At 70.1% G+C, this 15,501-nt stretch carries 14 protein-coding genes; 7 read left to right on the top strand and 7 right to left on the bottom strand.

Annotated elements, in window-relative coordinates; all coding sequences use genetic code 11:
* Positions 1-215: 215 nt before the first annotated feature.
* The 6 genes from ACFSKW_RS16240 to ACFSKW_RS16215 all read right to left on the bottom strand — a co-directional run bounded on the left by ACFSKW_RS16240 (position 216) and on the right by ACFSKW_RS16215 (position 8,164).
* Positions 216-1,361, bottom strand: coding sequence for an acetyl-CoA C-acetyltransferase (locus tag ACFSKW_RS16240; RefSeq protein WP_379573071.1), 1,146 nt, complete (start codon positions 1,359-1,361; stop codon positions 216-218).
* 212 nt (positions 1,362-1,573) lie between these two features.
* A complete protein-coding gene (locus ACFSKW_RS16235) occupies positions 1,574-2,419 on the bottom strand; it encodes a carbohydrate ABC transporter permease (RefSeq protein ID WP_379573070.1) in 846 nt (281 codons plus the stop codon).
* Complete coding sequence (locus tag ACFSKW_RS16230) at positions 2,419-3,303, bottom strand: carbohydrate ABC transporter permease (RefSeq protein ID WP_379573069.1); 885 nt, start codon at positions 3,301-3,303, stop codon at positions 2,419-2,421. Before ACFSKW_RS16230 ends, ACFSKW_RS16235 begins: the two co-directional genes overlap by 1 nt.
* A gap of 62 nt (positions 3,304-3,365) precedes the next feature.
* Positions 3,366-4,640 carry an extracellular solute-binding protein gene (locus tag ACFSKW_RS16225; protein WP_379573068.1) on the bottom strand — a complete coding sequence of 425 codons (1,275 nt, stop codon included), beginning with the start codon at positions 4,638-4,640 and terminating at the stop codon, positions 3,366-3,368.
* Between the two features lie 271 nt (positions 4,641-4,911).
* Entirely contained in the window at positions 4,912-6,777 is a 1,866-nt protein-coding gene (locus ACFSKW_RS16220; RefSeq protein ID WP_379573067.1) for an acyl-CoA dehydrogenase family protein, read from the bottom strand.
* A gap of 652 nt (positions 6,778-7,429) precedes the next feature.
* A complete protein-coding gene (locus tag ACFSKW_RS16215) occupies positions 7,430-8,164 on the bottom strand; it encodes a class I SAM-dependent methyltransferase (RefSeq protein WP_379573066.1) in 735 nt (244 codons plus the stop codon).
* 92 nt (positions 8,165-8,256) lie between these two features.
* Between ACFSKW_RS16215 and ACFSKW_RS16210 the strand changes: the two genes are divergently transcribed.
* Both ACFSKW_RS16210 and ACFSKW_RS16205 read left to right on the top strand, forming a co-directional pair.
* Positions 8,257-8,814, top strand: a complete 558-nt coding sequence (locus ACFSKW_RS16210) for an RNA polymerase sigma factor (RefSeq protein WP_379573065.1) — start codon at positions 8,257-8,259, stop codon at positions 8,812-8,814.
* Positions 8,801-9,664, top strand: coding sequence for a hypothetical protein (locus ACFSKW_RS16205; protein ID WP_379573064.1), 864 nt, complete (start codon positions 8,801-8,803; stop codon positions 9,662-9,664). Before ACFSKW_RS16210 ends, ACFSKW_RS16205 begins: the two co-directional genes overlap by 14 nt.
* Here the strand turns inward: ACFSKW_RS16205 and ACFSKW_RS16200 are convergent.
* Entirely contained in the window at positions 9,653-10,678 is a 1,026-nt protein-coding gene (locus ACFSKW_RS16200; RefSeq protein ID WP_379573063.1) for an adenosine deaminase, read from the bottom strand. The two genes, ACFSKW_RS16205 and ACFSKW_RS16200, sit on opposite strands and share 12 nt — an antisense overlap.
* 62 nt (positions 10,679-10,740) lie before the next feature.
* Here ACFSKW_RS16200 and ACFSKW_RS16195 point away from each other — a divergent pair, with 62 nt between their 5' ends.
* From ACFSKW_RS16195 to ACFSKW_RS16175, 5 genes are read left to right on the top strand one after another with little or no spacing between them, the layout of a single operon-like run.
* Positions 10,741-11,235 carry a SigE family RNA polymerase sigma factor gene (locus ACFSKW_RS16195; protein WP_379573062.1) on the top strand — a complete coding sequence of 165 codons (495 nt, stop codon included), beginning with the start codon at positions 10,741-10,743 and terminating at the stop codon, positions 11,233-11,235.
* Positions 11,232-12,137 (top strand): PASTA domain-containing protein, encoded by a 906-nt coding sequence (locus ACFSKW_RS16190; RefSeq protein WP_379573061.1) that lies wholly within the window; start codon positions 11,232-11,234, stop codon positions 12,135-12,137. The genes ACFSKW_RS16195 and ACFSKW_RS16190 overlap by 4 nt, the downstream gene beginning before the upstream one ends.
* A gap of 31 nt (positions 12,138-12,168) precedes the next feature.
* A complete protein-coding gene (locus ACFSKW_RS16185) occupies positions 12,169-12,747 on the top strand; it encodes a hypothetical protein (protein ID WP_379573060.1) in 579 nt (192 codons plus the stop codon).
* Positions 12,748-12,807: 60 nt separating this feature from the next.
* Positions 12,808-13,302, top strand: a complete 495-nt coding sequence (locus ACFSKW_RS16180) for a SigE family RNA polymerase sigma factor (protein ID WP_379573059.1) — start codon at positions 12,808-12,810, stop codon at positions 13,300-13,302.
* Entirely contained in the window at positions 13,295-15,475 is a 2,181-nt protein-coding gene (locus ACFSKW_RS16175; RefSeq protein WP_379573058.1) for a hypothetical protein, read from the top strand. Before ACFSKW_RS16180 ends, ACFSKW_RS16175 begins: the two co-directional genes overlap by 8 nt.
* Positions 15,476-15,501 lie beyond the last annotated feature (26 nt).

Genomic DNA, 15,501 nt, shown 5'->3' with positions numbered 1-15,501 from the left:
TCCTCCGGGGGGCGGCCCACGACCTTGAGGCACCATCGGTTCCGGCCCGGCGGGCGGTGGCGCGAGGACGCGCCGTCTCGGGGGACACCTGGCGGTCGACGTTCGCGCCGTCTCGGGTGAGCGGCCCGCGGCGTGCAGGGGATGACGGGCGCCGGGCCGGTCACGACTGCGAGGGGAAGCCCGCCAGCGTCCCCATGGCCGGCCCGGCGGGTCTGTCAGAGGCGCTCGATGATCGTGACGTTGGCCTGGCCGCCGCCCTCGCACATCGTCTGCAGGCCGTACTGGCCGCCGGTGCGCTCGAGCTCGTGCAGCAGCTTGGTCATCAGGATCGCGCCGGTGCCTCCCAGGGGGTGTCCGAGGGCGATCGCGCCGCCGTTCGGGTTGACCTTGGCGGGGTCGGCGCCCAGCTCGCGCATCCACGCCAGCGGCACGGGCGCGAACGCCTCGTTGATCTCGGTGACGTCGATGTCGTCGATCGACATGCCGGCCTTCTTCAGCGCCTTCTGGGTGGCGGGAATGGGCGCGGTGAGCATGTAGACGGGGTCGTCGCCGGTGAGGGCGAGCTGGTGGATGCGGGCCCTAGGGGTCAGACCGTGATCGCGTACGGCCTGCTCCGAGGCGATGAGGAGCGCGCCGGAGCCGTCGGAGATCTGCGACGAGGTCGCCGCGGTGATCACACCGCCTTCCTTCAGCGTCTTGAGCCCCGCCATCTTCTCCAGCGTGGTGTCGGCGCGGGGGCCCTCGTCGTCCTCGACGCCGTTGACGGCGACGATCTGGTCCTTGAAGTAGCCGTTCGCGATGGCCTTGGCGGCGCGCTGGTGCGACTCGAAGGCGTACTTCTCCAGTTCCTCGCGGGTGAGGCCCCATTTCTCGCACATCAGCTCGGCGCCGCGGAACTGGGAGATCTCCTGCTTGCCGTACCGCTCGACCCACATGTCGCCGAACGGGAACGGCATGCCCTTCTCCAGCGCGGCCGTGATCGACGAGCCCATCGGGACGATGCTCATCGACTCGACGCCCGCCGCCACCACCAGGTCCTGGGTGCCGGACAGCACGCCCTGGGCGGCGAAGTGGATCGACTGCTGCGACGAGCCGCACTGGCGGTCGATGGTGACGCCCGCCGTGGTCTCCGGCAGTCCGGCGCTCAGCCAGGCGTTGCGGGCGATGTCCATGCTCTGGGGGCCGAACTGCATGACGCAGCCCATGATGACGTCCTCGACCGCCGCGGGGTCGACGCCTGTCCTGGCGATGAGCTCCTTCAGTGTGAGCGCGGCCAGGTCGGTGGGGTGGACGGTGGAAAGGCCGCCCTTCTTCTTACCGACGGGGGTGCGGACCGCCCCGACGATGTACGCCTCTGCCACTGTGCCTCCCGGGTCGAAACCGAGCAACATTCGGTCGTCAGTGAGAGGTTACAACAGAACCTTGCTCTGTGCCTGTGGCGGTCGCCTCACCGGTCACCGGAATCGAAGCGGCCGGCTGGGCGGGGCTGCCGTCGCCGAGCTCACGAAGACCCCAGGGAAGACGGCGCCGCCGCCCGCCGGAGGGTAGGGCGGGCGGCGGCTCGGGAGGGGGCCTACTTGATGGATCCGGCGGTCAGCCCGCCGACCACCTTGCGCTCGATCAGGGCGAACAGGATGATCACCGGGATGGTGGCGATCACCGAGCCGGCGAACAGGTTCTGCCAGTCCACCGAGTACTGCCCGATGAAGGAGTTCAGCGCCACCGTCAGCGGCTGGTTCTCCGGGCTGGTCGTCAGCGTCAGCGCGACAACGAACTCGTTCCACGCGGCGATGAACGTGAAGATCAGCGCGGTGATCACGCCGGGCATCGCCAGCGGCAGCGTGATCCTGAACAGCGCGCCGAAGCGCCCGTTCCCGTCCATGAACGCCGCCTCCTCCAGTTCCCTCGGGATGGAGGCGAAGTAGGCGTTGAGGATCCACACCGCGAACGCCAGGTTGAACCCGCCGTTGACCAGGATCAGCGACCACGTCGAGTCGACCAGGCCGAACTGGAAGAACTCCCGGTAGATGCCGACCAGCATCGCGGTCGGCTGGAACATCTGGGTGATCAGCACCAGGATCAGGAACGCCGTGCGCCCCCTGAAGTTGTGCCTGGCCGAGTAGTACGCGGCGGGCAGCGCCACCACCAGCACCAGCAGCGTCGAGCCGCCCGCCACCTTCAGCGTCACGAGCAGGTTGTCGGCCAGGCCGCCGGTCCAGAAGTTCAGCAGGTTCGACCACTCGAACGACGTCGGCAGGTAGGCCGCCTCCCGCAGGCTGCTCTGCGGCCGCAGCGCGGTGAGCAGCATGACCAGGTAGGGGAACAGGAAGATGAACGCGATCACGTACGCGGAGGCCGCGACGACCACCTTCTTGACCGACGGCATGGGGCCGCCCGTGACGGGACGCGAGTGGGCCATCACGCCACCTCCTGCTTCCACTTGGAGATCTTGAGGAAGATGGCGGTGAGGATGATCACCATGCCGAAGTTCACCACGGACATCGCGGCCGACTCGCCGATGTTCGAACCCTTGAGGATGAACATGAAGATGGTCGAGGTCGCGGTGGAGTAGCCGGGCTGGCCGTGGGTCATCGACCAGATGATCGGGAAGCTGTTGAAGACGTTCATCACGTTGATGAGCGCGGCGACGGTCAGCGCGGGGCGCAGCAGCGGGAGCGTGATCGACCAGTACGTCCTGAACTTGGAGGCGCCGTCCATCTTGGCCGCCTCGTAGACGTCCGACGGGATGGTGGCCAGACCGGCCAGCAGCGCGTAGGTGGTGAACGGCACGGACACGAACACCGCCACGAAGATCAGCCAGGGGAACGCGGTGGCGGCCTGCCCGAGCTGGTCGGCGTCGGCGCCGCCCATCGCGGGGATCAGCCCGAGGTCACGCCTGATCAGGTTGATGATCCCGACCTCGGGGTCGAGCATCCACTTGAAGATGATCGACGTCATGAGCACCGAGGCGGCCCACGGGGCGATGAGCGCCCACCGGGCGATCTTGCGGCCAGGGAACCTCTGGTTGAACAGCTGGGCCAGCGCCAGCGAGATGAGCACGGTGAACCCGACGACCGCGACGACCCAGACGAGGCTGCGGAACATCACGGGCCAGAAGTCGGTCTCGGCGAAGAGCTTGTCGTAGTTCTTGGTGCCGTTCCAGCCCCGGACGACGCCGAACCGGCTGACCTCCAGGAATGACGTCCGAACCATCTCGATGACCGGCCAGAGGACGACCAGGGCGATCAGCACCACCGCAGGCCCGACCCAAGCCAGGGGCTCCAGGACGCGCAACCTTTTCATAAGGAACCTTCCATGTGGGTACGGCCGGCGCGGTAGGCGCCGGCCGTACCGATCCCAGAGGATCAGCTGCCCTCGGCGACCTTCTGGATGTCGCCGAGCACCTTCGCCGGGTCGTCCTTGACGGCCCCGCCGATCGTCTGCTTGATCGTCGTGTTCACCTCGGACCACTTGGGGTCCTTGAAGGGGTAGAAGCTGGCGTTGGGCAGCGCGTCGAGGAAGGGCTTGAGCTTCTCGTCACCCGACAGCTTCTGGATGCCGCCGTTGGTGACGGGCAGCAGCTTGTAGTTGTCGACGATCTTCTGGGTGGCGTCACCGGTGTAGAAGAAGTCGAAGAACTTCTTGATCTCGGCGGCGTGGCCGTTCTTGTTGAACGCCATGATCCAGTCCATGACGCCCAGGGTGGTGTCGAGCGGACCGGTCTTGCCGGCGATCGGGGCGACGGCGTACTTGCCGCTCACGGCGCCCTTGTCGAAGATCGGGATGGACATGGGGCCGCCGTTGACCATGCCGACCTTGCCGGCGGCGAAGTCCTCCCAGACCGTCTTACGGTCCTTGGTGCCCGGGTTGGGGGTGGTGAGGCCCGCGTCGACCAGGCCCTTGACGTACTGGAAGGCCTCGACGTTCGCCGGGGAGTTGACCGTCCACTTGCCGGAGGCGTCGGTGTAGCCGCCGCCGTTGCCCAGCATCCACAGGAAGGACTCGGCCTGCGCCTCCTCCTGGCCCAGCGGGAGGCCGAACGGCTGGCTGACGCCGGCGGCCTTCAGCTTCTCCGCGGCGGCCTTGAGCTCGTCCCACGTCTTCGGCGGCTCGGCGATGCCGGCCTTCTCGAACAGCTCCTTGTTGTAGAAGAGCGCCCGAGCCGAGGAGACGAACGGGATGCCGTACGCGGTGCCGTCGACCTTCCCGAAGTCGGCGAACTTGGTGAGCATGTCCTTCGACACTTCCGGCGAGAGGACCTCGTCGGTCTTGTAGAGCAGCTGGTCCTTGACGAAGCCGGAGTAGTCGCCGGTCTGCAGGATGTCGGGCGCCTGGCCGTTCTGGACCATGGTGGCGACCTGCTTGTCGATGTCGTTCCAGGAGATGACCTGGACGTCGACCTTGATGTTGGGGTTGGCCGCCTGGAACCCGTCGACGACCGACTTCCAGAACTTCGTGCCGGCGTTGTCGGCCGTCGGGTTGTCGCCGTAGTCGGCCGCGACCATCTTCAGCGTGACCGGGCCGTCGGCCTGTCCTGTGGAGTCGCCGCCCGTCGCGGGCTGGGAGCCGCCCCCGCACGCGGACAGGACCAGCATGGTGGCAAGGCCGAGAGCGGCGCCGCCCACAAGCTTGATGTTCACCGTAGATACCGCCTTCTCGTCGGACGGGCGCGCTGGTCCGTACCAGCCACCTGACACCGCCCAGGGATTGGGGTGTGCGCGAGCCGCTGCTCCACGCGTTTGCGTCAGAGTAAGCCCGTGTTCCGCAGCCGGTCTATACCGGTGGGTATCGGTTTGAAAACATCGAGGCCATCGAACGCCCTCAACCGGTCTAGACCGGATGGAGCAGGTGCGGCGTTATGACGAGCATCCTGCACATTTTTGAGTGAAACAAGCCCGTCGACATCACATATCAAGCACCGAGATGCCGCCGGACGTCCTCGTCACCTGATGGCGAGGCGATCAACGGGCCGTCGATGGACGGATCGAGCACCCCTTCCTCGAGGAAGGTGTACCGGCCGTCGAGCAGATACCGGGCCACCCTGGCGTCCTGCGCGTCGGTGTTCCGCCACAGCCGGTCGAACAGCGCGTCGACCCTGTCGGCCGCCTGACGGCAGAACGCGTCCGCCAGTTCCACAGGGCGGCGGCCGAGATCCCGCGAGTCCTCGTCCGCCCGCACGCAGACCGCGGTCATCGCGAACAGCTCGGCGCCGATGTCGACGACCCTGCCGAGGAAGGCCTGCTTGTGCTCCAGACCGCCCTGCCACCTCGACATCGCGTAGAAGGTCGACCTGGCCAGCTTGCGGCTACTGCGCTCCACCTGCCGCAGATGATGGGCCAGCGGGCCGAAGTCGGCGTAGGAGACGGGCAGCGTGCCGTGGCCCACCACCAGGCCGGGCAGCCACCTGGCGTAGAAGGCGCCGGCGCGCCGCAACGCCTTCGCCCTTTCCTGCCGGGAGGCGTCAGGGTCGATCAGCTCGCCCGCCACCGACAGGTGCGCGTCCACGGCCTCGCGCGCGATCAGCAACCGCATGATCTCCGACGAGCCCTCGAAGATCCGGTTGATGCGCAGGTCCCTGAGGATCTGCTCGGCCGGCACACCCCTCTCGCCCCTCGCGGCCAGTGACTCCGCCGTCTCGTAACCGCGCCCGCCCCTGATCTGGACCAGTTCGTCACCCACCCGCCACGCCATCTCGGTGGCGAACAGCTTGGCCAGCGCGGCCTCGATCCTGATGTCGTTCGACTCGTCGTCGGCCAGCCTGCTCGACAGGTCCATGACCGCCTCCAGCGCGTAGGCGGTGGCCGCGATGAAGGCCAGCTTGGTCGCGACCGCCTCGTGCTCGCCGATCCTGCGCCCCCACTGCACCCGCGCGCCGCACCACTCCCGTGCGACCTTCACCGCCCACTTGGCGTTGCCCGCGCAGGTGGCGGGCAGCGACAGGCGACCGGTGTTCAGCGTCGTGAGCGCGATCTTCAGCCCTTCGCCCTCACGGCCGATCCTGTTACCGGCAGGAACGCGGACCCCGTCGAACCTGGTCACACCGTTCTCGATGCCGCGCAGACCCATGAACGCGTTGCGCCGCTGCACGGTGATGCCGGGCGAGCTCGCCTCCACCACGAAAGCGCTGATCTTCCCGCCCGTCCGCGCCATGACGACCAGCAGATCGGCGAGCACGCCGTTCGTCGTCCACAGCTTGACGCCGTCGAGCACGTACTCGTCGCCGTCGGGCGTCGCCGTCGTCGCCAGCCGCGCAGGATCGGACCCCACATCGGGCTCCGTCAGCAGGAACGCCGAGATCTCGCCGCGCGCGCAGCGCGGCAGGAACTCCCGCTTCTGCTCCTCCGTGCCGAACAGCCGCAGCGGCTGCGGCACCCCGATCGACTGGTGCGCCGACAGCAGCGCCGACAGCGCCGGAGAGTAGGAGCCGACGAGCATGAGCGCGCGGCTGTAGTAGAGGTGGGACAGGCCCAGGCCGCCGTACTCCTCCTCGATCGTGATCCCGAACGCGCCGAGGGTCGCCAGCCCCCTGATCACCTGGTCGGGCACCACCGCCGTCCGCTCGATCTCCGCGGGATCCACCCGGCTGTCGAGGAAACGCCGCAGTGCCCGGACGAAATCCTCGCCCTTCTTGGTGGCGGCTTCGTCGAGCGCGGGGATCGGATGCACCAGATCGAGCCTGAAGTTCCCGAGGAACAGCTGCCTGCCGAAGCTCGGCCGCTCCCACTCGGCCTGCCTGGCCTGCTCCGCGACCTCTCGCGCCTGCGCGTACTCGGTCATAACGGCCGCCCATCTCCGTTTACCGCTTTCTTCGGATTCTGATCCCACCCCCTACCCCTGACCACCCCCCGATCTCGCGTGCCCTCTCCCGCCGCGCGGCGTGCACGCGTTCTCCGCCCGGCGAGCGGCGCGAAGCCCACCCCGATCTCGGGACCGGCCGAGGCGGTGGCGTGCGGCTGTCAGCGAGGTCCGTACGGCAAGCGGGGTGAAGCCCACCCTCCGCGCGTGGCCGGCGTCCCTCCAGGGAGACGCTCGACGAGCGTGCGGGGCAGGGGCGGCAGACGCCGGGGTCGCCGACGTGGCGGCTTCGGGGCGAAGGAGCCGGCGTGGCGGCTTCGGTTCCAGGGGAGCGCGGAGTCCGGCGTCGAGAAGGTGGGCCTGGGCCTCAGACGAGCCGCCCGCGCCCGCACGCCGCACCGTGGACCGCACGCCGCACTGTGGACCGGGCGACGTGACGGCGACCGGCCGGAGTCCTGCCGGCGCACGCGTGAAAGACGGACGGCCACCGAGTGACCCCGGTGGCCGTGGCGTGGCTTGCCGTACAGACGCGAACTCGCTGTACAGAAGCAGGCCTCGCGGTGGAGAAGCAGACGCGCTTCGCAGACGCAGAAGCAGAAGCAGAAGGGCTCCGTCGCGCGGAATCCGGCGAAGGTCAGGAGGGGACGCGGGCGACGCAGAAGACCGTCTGCCCGAAGGGCGGGCGGATGAAGCGCTCGATCAGGCGGGTCGCGGGCACCACGGTCCTGTCGTAGATCTTGACCAGGCGCGGGTCGGGGTAGCCGACGCCGCCGCGGCGGACGGCCGCCCACCAGGCGATGCCGCCCAGGAAGTTGATCGGCTTGAGCACGTCGATGTCGAGCCCCGCCTTGGCGACCGAGCTGCGCAGCGTCTTCGGCGTGTAGCGCTGGACGTGGCCGACCTTCTTGTCGAAGTCTCCGTAGAGCTGCATGTAGCCCGGCACCCAGATGATGATCCGGCCGCCCGGCTTGACGACGCGGGCCAGTGAGCGCAGCGCCTCGGCGTCCTCCTCGATGTGCTCGAGGACGTTCATCATCACGACGGTGTCGACCTTGTCCTCCATCGGAACGGCGTCCGGGAGCGCGAAGTGCAGCACGTCGATCTCGGAGCGGTCGGCGAAGCGCTTGCGCAGCTGCTCGACGCAGTAGGGGTCGAAGTCGCTCACCACGAGCCGGTCGAGGCGCGGCAGGAACTGCTCGGCGAAGTGGCCGAGACCGGAGCCGATCTCGAGCATCGAGCGGCCGACGTGGGGGGCGACCATGTCGAACTCGTACTGCCGGTAGTTCTTCGCCTCGTCGCCGCCGAGGTGGTTTTCCAGAGCCTCGTCGCCGGCGGCAGGTTGGACCACGCGGTCGTACCCAGATGACATAAGTCCGTTCCTCCATGGAAAGCCGGTCCGCCCGAGTCTAGTGCCCGGTCACAACTGGGAATCACGTTATGGACGGAAGCCGCGTTCATGCGGTGGAATCTCTCCTGCCCATGGACGACGACGAGGCGATAGCCCGCTCCCTCGCCGGCGACCTCGCCGCCTACGAGGCGCTGGTCGCCCGCTACAGCGCGCTCGCCCACCGCACCGCCGCCATGCTGGGAGCGGGCGACGAGGCCGAGGACGTGGTGCAGGAAGCGTTCGTGAAGGCGTTCAGGCACCTGGGTGGCTTCAGGAAGGACGCGCCGTTCCGTCCGTGGCTGCTGCGGATCGTCGCCAACGAGACGCACAACCTGACCCGTTCCCGCGGGCGCAGGTCGGAGCTGACGCTGCGGCTGGGGGCGCTCACCCCGGCCCAGGCGCCCGACGACCCCGAGGGCACGGCGATCGCCGACGACCGCAGGGCGCGGTTGCTGGCCGCGGTGCGGGAGCTGCCTGATCGGGAACGGGAAGCCGTTGTCTGCCGGTACTTCTTGCAGCTGTCGGAACAGGAGACGGCGCAGGTGCTCGACTGGCCGGTCGGCACGGTCAAGTCCAGGACGCATCGCGGTCTGGCCCGGCTGAGGGAGGAGGTGGGACGTGACCTCGCCTGACGACAAGCCTGATCTGGGCTCGCCGGAGGACGAGCACGGCGTGGGCTCGCCGGCCGACGACGGCCTCGAGGCCGAGCTCGTGGCGCTCGCCGACTTCCTCGACGTGCCCGCCGCTCCGCCGCCCGCCGACGTCGCGGCCGCCGTACGGGCCCGCCTCGAACAACCCGCCCCCGAGTCCGTGCCCGAGTCCGTGCCCGCGCCCGCGACCCCGCCTGCTCCCGGTGAGGGAGGCGGGTCGCGCGGCGATCACAGGCCGGCTCGGCGGCGACGGTGGGGGAGGTCCAGGTGGGGGCTGGTAGCCGCTGTCGTGGTCGCGGTCGTCGCGCTCACCGCGGCCACCCCGCAGGGCAGGGCGGCCGTCGTCCACATCCTGCGTCTGGCCGGGATCGAGCTGCGCGTCGGAGAGAACGGCACGCCGCCCCCGTCTCCCGTGCCGCTGCCGGGAGAGCGGGACGTCACCCTCGACGACGCCCGGCGACTGGTGACGTTCCCGGTGAAGGTGCCCGGCGAGCTGGACGCCCCCGACCGCGTCACCGTCAGCGACGGCGCCAGGATCGTCTCCATGTTCTGGCCCGACGGCGTCAGGGTCGACCAGTTCGAGGGCCTGGCGCCCTACTTCGTCAAGCAGCTAGGCGAACCGTGGCCCGACAACGTCCGCGTCGACGGCGCCGAAGGCTGGTGGATCGACCGCGAGCACGCGCTCAGCCGTGTCGACAGGAAGGACGGCACCGAGCTGCCGCTGCGCCTGGCCGGCCCGACGCTCGTCTGGTTCGACGGCGAGGTGGCCATCAGGCTCGAAGGGGTGAAGGACAAGCGGCGGGCGTTGGAGATCGCCGCCTCACTCCGGTGAGGTCAGCCAGTCGTCCACGCCCTGCAGCAGTTCCTTGCGCACCGGCTCAGGAGCGGTCGACGACCTGATCGACTGCCTGGCCAGCTCCGCCAGCTCGGCGTCGGAGAACCCGTAGACCTCCCTGGCCAGCTCGTACTGCGCGAGCAGCCGCGCGCCGAACAGCAGCGGGTCGTCGGCGCCCAGCGCGACCGGCACTCCGGCGTCGAACAGCCGCCGCAGCGGAACCTCCGACGCGTCCGCGACCACGCCGAGCCCCACGTTCGACGTCGGGCACACCTCGCAGCAGATCTGCCGGTCGGCCAGCCGTTCCATCAGCCGCGGCGACTCGGCCGCCCGCACGCCGTGGCCCACCCTGTCGGCGCCGAGGTCGTAGACGCACTCCTCGACGCTTTCGGGGCCCAGCAGCTCGCCGCCGTGCGGCACGGCGATCAGGTCAGCGCGCTTGGCGATCCTGAACGCGTGGTCGAAGTCGCGCGCCCGTCCGCGCCGCTCGTCGTTCGACAGGCCGAAGCCGACCACGCCTCTGCCCTGGTACTGGGTGGCGAGCCTGGCCAGCGTCCTGGCGTCGAGCGGGTGCCTGGTCCTGTTGGCCGCCACGACCGTCGCGATGCCGATCCTCGTCTCCTCGGCGGCCCTGTCGACGGCGTCGAGCATGAGCTCGAGCGTCGCGGTCAGCCCGCCGAACCTGGAGGCGAACCCCGAAGGGTCGACCTGGATCTCCAGCCAGCCCGAACCCTCCGCCGCCTCGTCCTCCGCCGCCTCGCGTACCAGGCGGTAGATGTCCTCCTCGCGGCGCAGTACCGACCTGGCGATGTCGTAGAGGCGCTGGAACCTGAACCAGCCCCGCTCGTCCGTCGCGTGGAGCTGGGGCGGCCAGTCCTCTTCCAGCGCGTCGGGCAGGTGCAGGCCCTGCTCCCTGGCCAGCTCGATCAGCGTCGAATGCCTCATCGAACCGGTGAAGTGCAGGTGCAGGTGGGCCTTGGGCAGCGCGGAGAGGGGACGTGGCATTTCCATATGGTGCCACTCAACCCGCCGGGGGGTTGACGCGTTGGGAGGGGCGAAAGGGGACCTCGCTGATGAAGGAAGAAGATGAGGCGGCTTTCGACGAATTCCTCGCCGCCCGGAGCACGTCCTTGCTGCGCACCGCGATCCTGGTCTGCGGCGCGACGCAGCACGACGCGGAGGACCTCGTCCAGCACGCCCTGGAGAAGGTCTACCGGCACTGGCCGCGTATCAGGCACGACAACCCCGACGCCTACGCGCGCAGGACCGTGGTGAACGCGGCCATCTCCGCCGCCCGCCGCCGCAAGGTCATCCAGGAGATCATGTTCTCCAGGCCGCCCGAGACCGAGGCGAGCACGCCCGATCTCGATCTGCGCGACACGCTCATCGCCGAGCTGCGCAGGCTGCCCGCGCGGATGCGGGCCGTCCTGGTGCTGCGCTACTGGGAGGACATGAGCGAGCACGCGACGGCCCAGCTGCTCGGCTGCTCGCTCGGCACGGTCAAGAGTCAGGCGGCGCGGGGGCTCGCCAGAATCCGCCAGAACATCAAGGAAGGAGTGCTCGTATGAAGGTGGAGGAGGCCCTGACGGACGCCATGGCCGCGAGTGTGGCCGAGGTCGAGGCGCCGCCCACGCTGGGCGGCGGCGTCCGCAGGAGGCACCGCGTCCACGTCCTCAGGTTCCGTACGGCGGGCGCGGCCCTGGCCGTCGCCGTCCTGGCCGCGGGGGCGCCCGTCTACCTGGCGGCGACCGCGGGACCCGAGGCCGCGGGGGTGACCAGCGGCACCTCGACCGTCCGGGTGGTGACCAAGGTGGCCGTCCCCGACGTGACGAACAAGACGTTCGCGGAGGCGCAGGCGGCCCTGCAGGCGGCCGGCCTGGTCGGGGAGAAGACGACAGGGGACGAGGACGTCTTCGGCCAGGATCCCAAGCCTGGCGTGGAAGTGGAGACGGGCTCCACCGTCAAGCTGTATCTGGTGGACAAGCCGCCCAACGCCCTCGGCGACCTCGGGGACGGCCGCACGTTCGGCGGGATCACGCTCGGCTACCTGCCGGACGGCCTGGTGTGGGGGTCGTGGTCGAACAAGTGGCCAGGCCCCTCCGGCGGCACCTCCTACACCACGACCTTCGACGCGCCCGACACGCCCGCCGGCCACTACGGCATCCAGGTCTTCGTCCACGAGGGCGAGGTCGGCGAGCGGGTCGACGCCGCGATCAGGAACGAGAACGTCCAGACCGTGGACATCGGGGACAGGCGGGCCTACCTCTCGAGCGTCAGCGAGGGAGGCGATCACAGCAGGCTCGGTACTCAGCAGGGCGCGGAGCCCAGCACGCCGACCATCGGCTTCAGGCTCACCGACGACCTGGCCGTCGAGGTGGCGATGAACCCGGAGAGAGCCGAGAAGATCGGCATGGACGCGGTCGCCGCCGAGCTGAAGAAGATCGCCGAAGGCGTGCGCGCCTCGAAGTGACCATCATGGAGATGGTGGGCACTAAGGAGGTATGGCGCCTGACGAGTTAGTCGCCGACCGGGGCGGGGGACGGCGGGCCGCGCTCGCCCTCGCCGCCCTGGCGGCTACCGTTCTGACGATCTACGCCATCTTCTCCTCGGGCTTCGGGCGTGTCGCGCCGTCCGTCGACGCCGCCTCCGCTCCCACGATCGCCACCCCCGCCCCGCCGGACCCGACGGCGACCAGCCCCGGCATCACGGTGGTCGCCGACAACTTCTGGCTCACCTACCTGCCGCCGGGGCTCACCCGCACGGGCGGCGGCGCCGTCGAACCCGAGCCGGGCGTCGAGGGTGGCTGGGCCCGCTACGCCTCGGGCTCCACGTTCGTGGAGGTCCAGGTCGAGCACGGCACCGTCGCCGCCGACTGGGACACCTACCGCAGGCGCGCCACCGTCACCTCGCCCCGCGAGACCACGGTCCGCGGCAGACCGGCCGTCGTCGGCGGCCATCCGAGCGGCGGCATGATGATCGTCTGGCTGGAACGCACGGGCACGGGCGCGTGGATCCGCGTCAGCGACACCCTCGTGGAGTCCCTGATCCCGCTGGCGGCCTCCGTCCAGTCGCCCGCCTGATCCGGGCGAGGCAACCCTTTCGCGGGCCCAGACGTACACAGGGGACATGGAGACCACCGAGTGACCGCGTTCGCCGATTACGTGGCGGCGCGGGGCACCAGCCTCTTACGGCTCGCCTACCTCTCCTGCGGGTCGCACGAGGACGCGGAGGACGTCCTGCAGACCGCGCTGGAGCGCGCGTACCGAAACTGGCACCGCCTGCGCAAGGACGTCGACCCCGAGCCCTACGTCAGGCGCATCATCGTCAACACGGCGATCAACCGCGCCAGGCGCCGCGCCATCCTGCGCATCATCCCGACAGGCACGCTCCCCGAGGTGCCGGTCGCGGGCGCGGACTCGGGGGTCGAGCTGCGACAGGTCCTCGCCGACGGGTTGCGCCTGCTGCCGCCGAGGCAGCGCGCGGTCGTGGTGCTGCGCTACTGGGAGGACCTGACCGAGGCGCAGACGGCCGAGACCCTGGGGTGCTCGGTCGGCACGGTCAAGAGCCAGGCCGCCAAGGCGCTGGCCAAGCTGCGCGGCCTGATCGTCGTGGAGGAGGTGGCGAGCGATGTTTGAGAGCGAGCTGCGGCAGGCGATGGCCGAGGACAGCGCCCGCCTCGCCGCCGCACCTGGCCTCGTGGAGCAGGTGGTACGGCTCTCGCGGCGGCGCCGCCGTACCAGGCACGGGATCGTGGCGGTGGTGACCGCGCTCGCGCTGGCGCTGGCCGGCTGGGCGCTGGGTCTCAGGGACGAGCAGCGGGTGGCCACCACGCCCAGCACCACGGGCACGCTCGACGACGTCCAGGTCCGCCACCTGCCTCCTGGCCTGGGCGAGCCCGTCCAGGGCAGGTCGGGCGAAGGCGAGCTGCTGGCGGGCACGCTGACCTGGAGCGCGGGCGCCGACATGGTGCGGGTCAGCAGGTACGGCGAGACCGGCGACCTCGACACGCCGGGGCTGATGGCCGGAGGGCGGCGGACGTCCACGCGGGGCAGGGAGGCCAGGATCTCCGCCGACGGCACGGACCTGGTGTGGACCGAACGGCCGGGCGTGCTCCTCAGGGTGACGGTCGGCGGGAACCTCGCCGCCGAGACGCGCATGATCGCCGAGGAACTGCTGATGACCGATCCCACTGGACCGGCGGGCGGTGTCGTGGAAGGCATGCGCGTCTCCTACCTTCCGCCCCGCGTCCACCTGGAGGGCGTCATGACGAGGAGCGACGGGGAGACGGCGAAGACGTGGACCGGCGCGGGCGACAGGCGGGTCACGCTGATCAGCGTCAGGGGCCAGCACGCGGCCTCACTGAAGGAGCTCGCCGCCTGGAGCGCCGGAGACTGGGGCGACGGCATCAGGACGACCGTCAACGGGAAGCCGGGCTACAGGGACGGGCAGGGAAGCCTGATGGTCGGCCATGGACGGCTGTGGCTGCAGGAGCCGGGGCTCGGGTTCGTCCTGAAGGTGAGCGACAACCTGGAGCCCGAGATCGACCGCATCACCGAAGGAATCAGCCCCGTCCCGGCCTCGCGTGATCTCCCTGCGAGCTTCGAGGGCCTCACGGTCACCCACCTGCCACCGGGGTTCTCGGCGGGCGCGGACGGCGGTCTCGACGGTCTCGGCAGGTGGTGGAACAGGGCGGGCAGCTGGATCTCGATCGAGGTGGTCAGGGGAGAGCGGGCACGCACCGTGAAGCGCCTGTCCGAGGTGTCGTGGGGCACCGACGAGCGCTTCCTGGACCTGACCGGGACGATCGTGGACGGGCATCGCGCGCTCACGGGCAGGGTCGTGGGCGCCGGCGGCGCCCCCAAGGGCCGGATGTCGCTGTGGACGGTCAGACCGGGCTACGGCGTCCGCGTCCACGTGAGCGACGACCTGGCCAACGACCTCATGGCGGTGGCGAAGGGCATCCGCGTGGCAGGCGTGGAGCGACAGGGCGAGCGCGAGGTGGACGGGATCAGGATCGACCCCCTCGGCATGACGCGCGTGTCCACCACGGCGGGCCTCGCCGAGTACTCGACCTCCACCACGGGGTTGTGGCGTGCGGGAGGCGACGAGCTCCGCGTCGAGGTCCACCGGGGCCGCCTCGACACGGAGGACTGGGTAGAGGGGCGGCTCGGCGTGCGCGTGGCAGGCACCGCGCGGGTGGGCCCTGGAGACAGGATCCGCGCGGTCGTGCCGGGAGGCAGGCGCGAGGTGTGGCGGGTCGACGAGGGACTGGCCGTCGTCGTGACCGCGAGCCGCGACATCGACCGGGCGATGAAGGGCCTGCGGGTGCCGCGGACCGGGTCCGTGCCGCGCATGCCTGAGCGCGACCCGAGCATGGAGCCGGTCAACGGGACCGCCTGCGACGGGCGATCGGCCACCCTGCCGCCATCGGGGGAGGCGCTGCCGGGACGGCAGGCCGTGCGGGGCGTCCAGGTCGCGGGGCGCTCCGAGGAGACGCCCTTGACGGAGTCGTACCCGTTGGGCGCGTCGTTCTCCGCCTTCGACGGGATCGTCACGAAGGGACGGGTCTACGGCTACACCTGGACCAGACCGGGCACCTCGGACCGCCTGTCGGTGGGCGTGGTGTGCGGGGTCGGGGCGCTGGACGGCATGGTGGAGGGCGCCGAGCCCGCCGTTCTGCGCGGCAGACCCGCCGTCACCTGGTCACGCGGCGGCTCCACCTACGCCATGTGGCTGGAACGGCCAGGCGTGGCGGTGTTCGGCGGCGGCAACGGCGAGGACGGGTTCCCGCAGCTCGACGTGTGGTGATCACGGGAGGGACGGGCCGCCCCTCC

Origin of the sequence: Nonomuraea mangrovi, from assembly GCF_042681425.1 — a bacterium.
GTDB classification, from domain to species: domain Bacteria; phylum Actinomycetota; class Actinomycetes; order Streptosporangiales; family Streptosporangiaceae; genus Nonomuraea; species Nonomuraea mangrovi.
Note: the sequence above shows the minus strand (reverse complement) of the source record. Positions and strands in the feature narration are given on the sequence as shown.